Origin of the sequence: Pseudomonas sp. MIACH, assembly GCF_001269925.1 — a bacterium.
In the GTDB taxonomy this organism is placed as follows: Bacteria; Pseudomonadota; Gammaproteobacteria; order Pseudomonadales; family Pseudomonadaceae; genus Aquipseudomonas.
The window spans coordinates 106,298-116,564 of record NZ_LHVO01000045.1; the positions used below are offsets into that span (position 1 = coordinate 106,298).

7 protein-coding genes are annotated in these 10,267 nt (G+C 64.1%); 6 read left to right on the forward strand and 1 reads right to left on the reverse strand.

Going from position 1 to position 10,267, the window contains the following annotated elements:
- The first annotated feature begins 110 nt into the window (after positions 1-110).
- Positions 111-5,006: an alpha-2-macroglobulin gene (locus tag AD670_RS16925; protein ID WP_053134639.1), complete on the forward strand. Its 4,896-nt coding sequence runs from the start codon at positions 111-113 to the stop codon at positions 5,004-5,006.
- A gap of 137 nt (positions 5,007-5,143) precedes the next feature.
- Here the strand turns inward: AD670_RS16925 and AD670_RS16930 are convergent, their stop codons facing one another.
- A complete protein-coding gene (locus tag AD670_RS16930) occupies positions 5,144-5,434 on the reverse strand; it encodes a hypothetical protein (RefSeq protein ID WP_053134642.1) in 291 nt (96 codons plus the stop codon).
- A 99-nt stretch (positions 5,435-5,533) separates the two neighbouring features.
- On the opposite strand from AD670_RS16930, the gene pbpC reads away from it, so the two are divergent.
- The 5 genes from pbpC (at position 5,534) to AD670_RS16955 (ending at position 10,235) form a co-directional block, all read left to right on the forward strand.
- Positions 5,534-7,864, forward strand: a complete 2,331-nt coding sequence (pbpC, locus tag AD670_RS16935) for a peptidoglycan glycosyltransferase PbpC (protein ID WP_082340988.1) — start codon at positions 5,534-5,536, stop codon at positions 7,862-7,864.
- Between the two features lie 90 nt (positions 7,865-7,954).
- Positions 7,955-8,263, forward strand: coding sequence for a MazG-like family protein (locus tag AD670_RS16940; protein WP_027607985.1), 309 nt, complete (start codon positions 7,955-7,957; stop codon positions 8,261-8,263).
- Positions 8,256-9,005 (forward strand): methyltransferase domain-containing protein, encoded by a 750-nt coding sequence (locus AD670_RS16945; RefSeq protein ID WP_053134645.1) that lies wholly within the window; start codon positions 8,256-8,258, stop codon positions 9,003-9,005. Before AD670_RS16940 ends, AD670_RS16945 begins: the two co-directional genes overlap by 8 nt.
- 24 nt (positions 9,006-9,029) lie before the next feature.
- On the forward strand, positions 9,030-9,632 hold the full coding sequence (locus AD670_RS16950; protein WP_053134648.1) for a DUF4136 domain-containing protein: 603 nt from the start codon (positions 9,030-9,032) through the stop codon (positions 9,630-9,632).
- 45 nt (positions 9,633-9,677) lie between these two features.
- Complete coding sequence (locus tag AD670_RS16955; protein WP_053134651.1) at positions 9,678-10,235, forward strand: DUF4136 domain-containing protein; 558 nt, start codon at positions 9,678-9,680, stop codon at positions 10,233-10,235.
- Positions 10,236-10,267 lie beyond the last annotated feature (32 nt).

The window sequence follows — 10,267 nt, forward strand, 5'->3', positions numbered from 1 at the left end:
CCGTTGAGAACCAACTCACCCTCCGTCGGTCAATGTGACCAGCGCCACATCGGCTTGGCCGGCGCTGATATATAGTTCACCCCTCGGTTCCCTCTGACTACGAGTGCCCCATGCTTAACAAAGGATTGTTCCTGGCTTGCGCGCTGGCCCTGCTGAGCGCCTGCGATTCCTCCGATAAACCGGCAGCACCGCCTGCGCCCACCGTGGCGGCAGCGCCGAAGCCGGTCAAGGCGGCAGTGGATGTGGCGGCGTTGAAGCAACGTTACGCCGGGCGTGAGTTGAGTGTGGTGGACGTCTCCGAGGTGCAGTTGGACGGGGCCAGCACCTTGTCGGTGAGTTTTTCCATCCCCCTGGATCCGGAGCAGAAATTCGCCGACAAGCTGCACCTGGTAGACAGCAAGTCCGGCAAGGTCGACGGTGCCTGGGAGCTGTCCGATAACCTCATGGAACTGCGCCTGCGCCACCTGGAGCCGCAGCGCAAACTGGTGCTGACGGTGGATGCCGGGGTGAAGGCGGTCAACGACAACACGCTCGCCGCCGAGTACAGCGCCCGCCTGGAAACCCGCGACCTGCAAGCCACTGTCGGCTTCGCCAGCCGTGGCACGCTGTTGCCGACGCGCCTGGCCGAAGGCCTGCCGGTGATCGCGCTGAACGTCGACAAGATCGATGTTGAATTCTTCCGCATCAAGCCCGAATCCCTGCCGTCGTTTCTGGCGCAGTGGGGGCGCAACACCAGCCTGCAAAGTTATGAATCCCGCGAACTGCTGCCGCTGGCTGACCTGGTCTACGGCGGTCGTTTCGACCTCAACCCGGCGCGCAATACCCGCGAAACGCTGTTGCTGCCGATCGCCGGTCTCAAGCAATTGCAGCAGCCGGGCGTGTACCTGGCGGTGATGCGCGCCTCGGGCACCTACAACTATTCGCAACCGGCCACGCTGTTTACCTTGAGCGATATCGGCCTGTCGGTGCACCGCTACGCCAATCGCCTGGATGTGTTTACCCAGGCGCTGGAAGGTGGCAAGGCATTGGATGGCGTCGACCTTGAAGTGCTCGATGCCGACGGCCGTGTGCTGGGCCAGGGCAAGACCGAGAAGGGTGGTCACGCTGAGTTGCCGTTGCCGAAAAAGGCCCAGGTGCTGCTGGCCAAGCAGGGCGAGCAGACCAGTATGCTGCGCCTGGACAGCGCCGCCCTTGACCTGGCGGAGTTCGACATTGGCGGCCAACCTTCGCACCCCCTGCAGTTCTTTGTGTTCGGCCCGCGCGACCTGTATCGCCCCGGCGAAACCGTGCTGCTCAACGCCCTGCTGCGCGACAAGGACGGCAACGCCGTCAAGCCGCAACCGGTGAGCGTCGAAGTGCGTCGCCCGGATGAGCAGGTGAGCCGCAAGTTCGTCTGGGATGCCGACGCCTCCGGCCTCTACCAATATCAACTGCAACTGGCCGGCGAAGCGCCGACCGGGCGCTGGCAGTTGGTGTTCGACCTGGGTGATGGCAAGCCGCAGCTGTATGAATTCCTCGTCGAAGACTTCCTGCCCGAGCGCCTGGCGCTGGAACTCAAGGGCAGCGACACAGCATTGAGCCCGGCGGATAACCCGGTGATTAAGGTCAATGGTCGCTACCTCTATGGTGCGCCGGCGTCGGGCAACCGCGTCAGCGGGCAAGTCTATGTGCGACCGTTGCGCGAAGCGGTCAAGTCGCTGCCGGGCTATCAATTCGGCTCCGTCACCGAAGAGGAACTGAGCCAGGACTTCGAGCTGGACGAAAGCGTGCTCGACGCCAAGGGCCAGGAAGAACTGACCCTGGAAAGCAAATGGGCCGAGGCCAAATCCCCCCTGCAGCTGATCGTGCAAGCCAGCCTGCAAGAGTCGGGCGGGCGGCCGATCACCCGGCGCCTGGTGCAGCCGATCTGGCCGGCCGAGCAACTGCCGGGCCTGCGCGGGCTGTTTGACGGCAAGGAAACCAATGGCGATGGCCCGGCGGAATTCGAAGTGCTGCTGGCCAACCAGGACGGACAGAAACTCGCGGCGCAGAACCTTAAGGTGCGTCTGGTGCGCGAGCGCCGTGACTACTACTGGAATTACTCGGACAGCGATGGCTGGAGCTATCACTACAACGAGAAATTCCTCAACCTCGACGAACAGACCCTGAACATCAAGGCCGGCGATACCGCCAAGGTCAGCTTCCAGGTGGAGTGGGGCCCGTACCGTGTCGAGGTCGAAGACCCGCAGACCGGTCTGGTCAGCAGCCTGCGTTTCTGGGCCGGCTACCAGGCCCAGGACAACACCGAGGGCGGTGCCGTGCGCCCCGATCAGGTCAAGCTGGCACTGGATAAACCCGCGTATGGCGACGGCGACACCGCCAACGTCACGGTCACGCCGCCGGCTGCCGGCAAAGGCTACCTGCTGGTGGAATCCGCCGAAGGGCCGCTGTGGTGGCAGGAAATCGACGTACCGGCCGAGGGCAAAAGTTTTGCCGTGAAGCTCGACCCGAAATGGTCGCGCCATGACCTGTACGTCAGCGCCCTGGTGATTCGCCCAGGCGAGCGCAAAGCCAATATCACCCCGAAACGCGCGGTGGGCCTGCTGCATTTGCCGCTGGATCGCACCCAGCGCAAGCTTGGCGTGACCCTCACCGCGCCGGAAAAAATGCGCCCCAAACAAGCGCTGACGGTGAAGATCGCCGCCAAAAACGCCGATGGCAGCGTGCCGAAACAGGTGCACGTGCTGGTGGCGGCGGTGGACGTGGGCATCCTCAATATCACCGAGTATCCGACACCGGATCCGTACTCCAGCCTGTTCGGCCGCAAGGCCTATGGCGTGGACCAGTTCGATATCTACGGCCAATTGATCGAAGCCGGGCAGGGCCGCCTGGCCAGCCTGGCCTTTGGGGGTGACGCCGCGCTGGCCAAGGGCGGCAAGCGCCCGGACACCAGCGTGACCATCGTCGCCCTGCAAAGCGCGCCGGTGACCTTGAATGAGCAGGGCGAGGGTGAGGTCAGCGTCAACATCCCCGACTTCAACGGCGAACTGCGCCTGATGGCCCAGGCCTGGAGCGATGACCGCTACGGCATGGCCGAAGGCAAGACGGTGATCGCCGCACCGCTGATCGCCGAGCTGTCGGCGCCGCGCTTCCTTGCTGGCGGTGACCAGACCACGCTGGCGCTCGACCTGTCCAACCTGTCGGGCAAGGCGCAGAAACTCGATGTGCAACTGAGTGCCGAAGGGCAGTTGGAGCTGGTCAACAGCGGCGCGCAAACCGTCGAACTCAAGCAAGGCCAGCGCACCACCCTGCGTATCCCGGTGAAAGCCTGGGGTGGTTTGGGGCAGGGCAAAGTGAAGGTCACGGTCAATGGCCTGGACCTGCCCGGTGAGAATCTGCCGCCGTTCAGTCGCGAATGGACCCTGGGCGTGCGCCCGGCGTACCCGGCGTTGCTCAAGCATTACCGCGCGGTACTCAAGAGCGAGCCGTGGAGCCTGCCAGTCGGCGCCCTGGATCAATTCGATGCCTCTGGGCGTGAGGCGTTGCTGAGCCTGTCGAGCCGGCCGCCGCTGAACCTGGGCGCGCAGATCTCGGCGCTCAAGGCCTACCCTTATGGGTGCCTGGAGCAGACCGCCAGTGGTTTGTACCCGTCGCTGTATGCCGACAATGCCTTGCTCAAGCGCTTGAGCATCAAGGGCGAGCCGGATGCCGAGCGCAAACGCAAGATCGAGCTGGGTATCGAGCGCCTGCTGGGCATGCAGCGCTACAACGGCAGCTTCGGTTTGTGGGGCGCCGATGGCGAAGAGGAATATTGGCTGACGGCCTACGTCACCGACTTCCTGCTGCGCGCCCGTGACCAGGGCTTCGCGGTACCGCCCGAAGCGCTGAAAAAAGCCAGCGAGCGCCTGCTGCGCTATGTGCAGGAACGCAACCTGATCGAAGTCGACTACAGCGATAACGCCGACCACACCCGCTTTGCCGTGCAGGCCTACGCCGGCATGGTGCTGGCGCGCAGCCAACAGGCGCCGTTGGGCGCATTGCGCAGTGTCTTCGAGCGACGTAGCGACGCGCGCTCCGGGTTGCCGTTAGTGCAACTGGCTATCGCCTTGCAGAAAATGGGCGACCAGCCGCGCGCCGATCAAGCCTTGCTGGCCGGCCTGGCGGCGCAACGCAACGCCAAGGAATGGCTGGCCGACTACGGCAGCCCGCTGCGCGATCAGGCGATGATCCTGGCGTTGCTGGAAGAGAACGACTTGGCCAAGGGCAAGCGTGAGGAGCGTTTGTTTAGCCTGTCCGATCAGTTGGCGGCCAGCCCGTATCTGTCGACCCAAGAGCGCAATTCGCTGTTCCTGGCCGGGCGCCTGGGATTCGCCCAGCCTGAGTCTGCCTGGAAGGTCCTGCTCAATGGCAGCGGTGGAGAGCATGAGCTGAACAATCAGCAGTCGACGCTGGACCTGGAAGGCAAGCTGCTTTCTGGCGATCTGAACCTGACCAATCAGGGCGGTGTGCCGGTCTACCAGCAACTGACAATCTCGGGTTATCCACAGGTGCCACCGGCACCGGGCGGCGACAACCTGAGCATCCGCCGTGAATACCTGGGCATGAATGGCCAGCCGCTGAACCTGCGCAACCTCAATAGTGGCGACCTGGTGCTGGTGCACCTGGCGGTGAGCGCCAAGCAGCGCGTGCCGGATGCCTTGGTGGTCGACCTGTTGCCTGCGGGCCTGGAGCTGGAAAACCAGAACCTGGCACAAAGCGCGGCCAGCCTGGAAAACGCCAGCAGCCAGGTGAAGGAATGGCGTGAGTCGATGCAGAACGCGGCGCTCAAGCATCAGGAGTTTCGCGATGATCGTTACGTGGCGGCCATCAACCTCGACGGCGACGGCACCACGCACTTGCTGTACCTGGCACGGGCAGTGACGCCGGGCACTTATCGCGTGCCGCCGCCGCAGGTGGAGTCGATGTACCGGCCGAACTGGCAGGCGGTGGGAGAGACGCCGGCAGACCTGGTGATCAAAGGACGCTGAAATTTCACGGTTGATCACTGTAGGAGCGGGCTTGCCGGCGAAGAACGCAAGGGCACCGCGTTTATTCAGGATGTCAGCGTTATCGTTGACGTCCTTCGCGAGCAAGCTCGCTCCTACAGTGGCTGGGTGTTTTGGGTTTAGTGGACGACCCAACTGAGCAGCCACAGCCCAAGCATCAGCCAGATCACCCCGATGATGATCGAGGCGCGCATGAACGCGCGGACGGCCGAATACAGGAACAGCAGTCCGATGATCAGGGTGATGATGCTGATGATCGAGGTGTCCATGCCCAATGCTCGGGACATGCCACCGACAAAGTCGCCGCCAGCGTTGGAGAGCATGTTGAACAGCCCGCTGAAGAACTCGACGATGTAGTGGATGATCAGACCGAGTGTGTGACCCAACCATCCGAAAAAGTCTACTTGCATAGGTGTGTCTCGATGAAAGAGTGGACGAAAGTGCCAGCATTGAGCCTTTGGTCGTTTATCAACCCGGCGAGTTCCCGTGAAGCATAGAGGTTTCGCCGCTTGAATTTGCGTTTAGTTATCCGCTGGACCCTGGCGAGCCTGGTCTTGATGGTTGCCTTGCTGTGGCTGGCCGATCGTATCTGGCCGTTGCCGTTACCCAAGGACGACCTGGCGCGGGTGGTGCTGGCCGAGGATGGCACGCCGTTGTGGCGGTTTGCCGATGCCAACGGCGTGTGGCGTTATCCGGTGCAGACCAGCGAAGTGTCGCCCTATTACCTGGATGCACTGCTCACCTACGAAGACCGCTGGTTCTACCAGCACCCCGGCGTGAACCCGTTGGCGCTGGCACGGGCGACGTGGCAGAACCTGACGGGCGCGCGGGTGGTATCGGGTGGTAGCACCCTGTCCATGCAGGTGGCGCGTCTGCTCGACCCGCACTCGCGGACCTTCCACGGCAAGTTGCGCCAACTGTGGCGTACGGCGCAGTTGGAGTGGCACCTGTCCAAGGAACAGATTCTCAACCTGTACCTCAACCGCGCGCCATTTGGCGGCACGTTGCAGGGCGTGGCGGCCGCCAGTTGGGCGTACCTGGGCAAGTCCCCGGCGCAGCTGACCCACGCCGAAGCCGCGTTGCTCGCGGTATTGCCCCAGGCGCCGAGCCGCCTGCGCCCGGACCGCCACCCCCAGCGCGCCCAGCAAGCCCGCGACAAAGTGCTGCGGCGCCTCGCCGAGTTCCAGGTGTGGCCACAATCGGCCGTCGATGAGGCGTTGGAAGAACCCTTGCTACTTGCCCCGCGCCTGGAGCCCAGCCTGGCGCCATTGCTTGCGCGCCGCCTGAACCGCCCCGACAGCCCGCCGCTGATCCGCACGACCGTGGATGCCACCCTGCAACGCCGTCTCGAAGACCTGTTGCTGGGCTGGCGTGCGCGGTTACCGGAACACACCTCTGCCGCGATCCTGGTGGTGGAAGAAGAAAGCATGGCCGTGCGCGCTTATCTGGGGTCAGTGGACATCAACGACGCCAAGCGCTTTGGCCATGTCGACATGATCAGCGCGTTGCGTTCGCCGGGCTCCACCTTGAAACCCTTCCTGTATGGCATGGCCCTGGACGAGGGCCTGATTCACTCCGAATCGCTGCTGCAGGACGTGCCCCGGCGTTATGGCGATTACCGGCCGGGCAACTTTTCCATGGGGTTTACCGGCGCAGTGCCGGCGAGCACGGCGCTGTCCAGTTCGCTGAACCTGCCGGCGGTGCAGCTGTTGGAAGCCTACGGGCCCAAGCGCTTTGCCGCGCAGATGCGCATCGGCGGCGTGCCTTTGGCCCTGCCGGCGTTGGCCGAACCCAACCTGGCGCTGATCCTCGGTGGCGCGGGCAGCCGCCTGGAAGATCTGGTCAGCGGCTACAGTGCCTTCGCCCGTGACGGCAGGAGCGCAACGATTCGATTACAACCAGACGACACCCTGAGAGAGCGGCCATTGCTGTCGCCAGGGGCCGCCTGGATTGTGCGGCGCATCCTCAGTGGTCAGGCCCGCCCTGACCGCGACCCGCGTGCCGAACTGGTGCAGCGTCCGGTGCTGGCCTGGAAAACCGGGACCAGCTACGGCTTTCGCGATGCCTGGGCGATTGGCGTGGGGCCGCGCTACTTGATCGGTGTGTGGATCGGCCGCCCGGACGGCACGCCGGTGCCGGGGCAGTTCGGTTTGGCCTCGGCGGCGCCGTTGATGTTGCAGGTACACGATGTGCTGGCCAACCGCGACAGCCAGCGCGGCATCAGCGCGCCCGTCAAACCGGTGCCGGCCAATGTCGGCGTGGCCGCCATCTGCTGGCCGCTGGGCCAGCCCATGAACCGCAGCGATCCGAATTGCCGCCGCCAGCGCTTTGCCTGGACCCTCGACAACACCACGCCGCCGACCTTGCAGGCGCTGGATCAACCGCTGAGCGTCGGCTTGATGGAAAGTGTCTGGGTCAATGCCAAGGGCTTGAGGGTGGATGCTCATTGCCCGGGCGCCGTGCCCAGGAACATCGCCCTGTGGCCCGCACCGCTGGAGCCATGGCTACCGAGGGTCGAGCGCCGTGAAGCGCGGATTCCCGTCGCCGACCTCGATTGCCCACCACCGGCGCTGGCGGCGTCGTCGCCGTTGTCGATTGTCGGCGTGCGCGAAGGCGACCAACTGCGCCTGCCCGCCGCCAGCCAGCAAACCCTGCGCCTGAAACTCTCCGCCCTGGGCGGCAGCGGCCGGCGCTGGTGGTTCCTCAACGGCGCCCCGTTGGGTGATAGCGCCAACCAGGACTTTATCAACGCCAGCTTCGAGCGGTTGGGCCGCTATCAGCTCAGTGTGTTGGATGAGGCCGGTCAAACCGCCAGGCTTGAATTCAGCGTGGTGGATTAGGGCCCCCGATGGCGTCGCTGAGCACACCACCGCTATTCACTTGCCTTCACTCTCCATCCCCCTGAAGCTATACCCATTCAGGAGCCCCCTATGAACCTCGAACACCTCACCGAACGCCTGCACCGCATCCGCGATACCAACGACTGGAAGCCATTCCACAGCCCGAAGAACCTGGCCATGGCCGCCAGCGTGGAAATGGCCGAACTGGTGGAAATCTTCCAATGGCTCAGCGAAGACCAGTCCCGCCAGTTGCCCGCCGACAAACTCGCCCACGCCGGCCAGGAAGTGGGCGATATCGTGCTGTACCTGCTGTTGCTGTGCAGCGAGCTGGGCCTGGACATGAACGAGGTGGTGCGCGCCAAGCTGGCCGACAGCGAACGGCGGTTTGCCCATGAGTGACCGGCATTTCGACCAGTTGGCCACGCGCTTTGCCGAGAAAATCTATGGCGGTGCAAAAGGTGCCATTCGCCTGGCGGTGCTCCAGGCCGACCTGGCTGAAGCCCTGCCCGACCGCCCGTTGCGCGTGCTGGATATCGGCGCGGGCCTGGGGCATATGTCGCTGTGGCTGGCCGAGCGCGGCCATCAGGTGACCCTGGCCGAACCCGCCGAGCCGATGCTCGAAGGCGCGCGCCAGCGCTTCGCCGAGGCCGGGCAGAGCGCCACCTTTATCCATGCGCCGTGGCAAGACCTGCTCGGCCAGCTCACCGAGCCCTACGATCTGGTGCTGTGCCATGCGGTGCTGGAATGGCTGGCCGAACCCCATGCGATCCTGCCGGTGCTGCACCAACTGACGCTGCCCGGTGGCTGGTTGTCGCTGGCGTTCTACAACCGCGATGCACTGATTTATCGCAACCTGCTCAAAGGCCACTTCCGCAAAATGCGCAAGAATGACATGGCTGGCGAAAAGCAGAGCCTGACCCCGCAACAGCCCCTCGACCCGCGCGAGTTGGCGGCGCAACTCGAAGGGCTTTGGCAGGTCGAAAGCCAAAGTGGCGTGCGGGTATTCCACGACTATATGCCGGTGGAATTCCAGGCCCGCGCGAACTTACCGGACCTTATTGAGATGGAACTCGCTCACCGTCGTCACCCAAGCTTTGCCGGACTTGGGCGTTATTTGCACTGGATCTGCCGTCCGGTATAAGCGGCCCAGTCTGCGGAGGTCGAAATGCGTCGTCTCTGTTTGATCCTGTTATCCCTCGGGCTGGGCGCCTGCTCCAGCCCTAACCCTTATGTGGCGGCGTCTGCGCCCATGCCGCCAGCGCCCGCGCAGGCAGCCAAGACCTTTGATGCCAGCGCCTACCCGGCGCCGGTGCGCGACTATGGCGCCTACCGCAATTGGGCCTGGCGCAACGGCCAGTTGCCGGCGGGCACGGCCTGGGCGGATTCGGCGCAAGTCGCCGAAGCGGTCAGCGGCGCCCTCGATCAGCGCGGCCTGCGCCCTTTGCATGACAATCGCCCGGCGGACCTGCTGGTGAGCGCCGATGTGCGCCTGGAGAAGCGTCTCAAGCAAGTCCGGGACGACTACGGCTACGGATACGGCGGCTATAACCGCTACGGTCCGGGCTACGGCATGTACAACTCGGTGCCGATCGTGCGCACCTATGAAGTGCAAGTGGTGGTGGTGCGCGTCAACCTGTTCGATGCCCGCAGCGGCCAGCCGGTGTGGAGTGCCAGCGCCGAAACCGGTAGCCAGGGCAGCCTCAGCGAGCGTGCGGATGCCTTGCGCCAGGCCGTGCAAAAGGCGATGACCGCGTATCCTCCCATTTAACATCTATTCTCATCTAAAGCCCGGGTCGCTCTTTGGAGATCAACCATGTTCCGTCGTATCGCTACGCTAGCTTTTGTTGTGCTGCTGGGCGGTTGCCAGACCAGCCAGGTCAACCACGATTTTGATGCCAGCCGAGACTTCGGCGCCTACCGTAACTGGGCCTGGAAAGACCCGGCCCTGCAATACCGCCCCGACGATCCGCGGATCAAGAGCGACCTCACCGAACAACGCATCCGCCAGGCCGTGGGCGAACAACTCGACCAACGTGGCCTGCGCCCGGCGGCTGCGGGTACCAAGGCAGACCTGAATGTGCAGGCCTACTTGATCGTCGAAGACCGCCAGCAACAAGTCACCACCAACTATGGCGGCGCCTGGGGCGGCCCGTGGAACGGCTACTGGGGCGCGCCGATGTACAACGAAACACGCAACATCACCTACAAAGTGGCGACCATCCAAATCGACCTGCTCGACGGCAAGGACGGCAAGCTGGTGTGGCGCGGCAGTGATGAACAGATGATGAGCAGCACACCGAACCCGCAGGATCGCAATAACGCCATCCGCACGACGGTGACCCGCATCCTCTCCAGCTATCCCCCGCACTGACCTTCTCGCGGGGCGGGCTGCCGATGGCGAGG

Excerpts from the sequence above, each read along its gene's own strand:
- AD670_RS16940 (WP_027607985.1), top strand. The coding sequence starts at position 7,955 with ATGAACCTCGAACACCTCACCGAACGCCTGCACCGCATCCGCGATACC.
- AD670_RS16955 (WP_053134651.1), top strand. The coding sequence starts at position 9,678 with ATGTTCCGTCGTATCGCTACGCTAGCTTTTGTTGTGCTGCTGGGCGGT.
- AD670_RS16930 (WP_053134642.1), bottom strand. The coding sequence starts at position 5,434 with ATGCAAGTAGACTTTTTCGGATGGTTGGGTCACACACTCGGTCTGATC.
- AD670_RS16925 (WP_053134639.1), top strand. The coding sequence starts at position 111 with ATGCTTAACAAAGGATTGTTCCTGGCTTGCGCGCTGGCCCTGCTGAGC.
- AD670_RS16945 (WP_053134645.1), top strand. The coding sequence starts at position 8,256 with ATGAGTGACCGGCATTTCGACCAGTTGGCCACGCGCTTTGCCGAGAAA.
- AD670_RS16950 (WP_053134648.1), top strand. The coding sequence starts at position 9,030 with ATGCGTCGTCTCTGTTTGATCCTGTTATCCCTCGGGCTGGGCGCCTGC.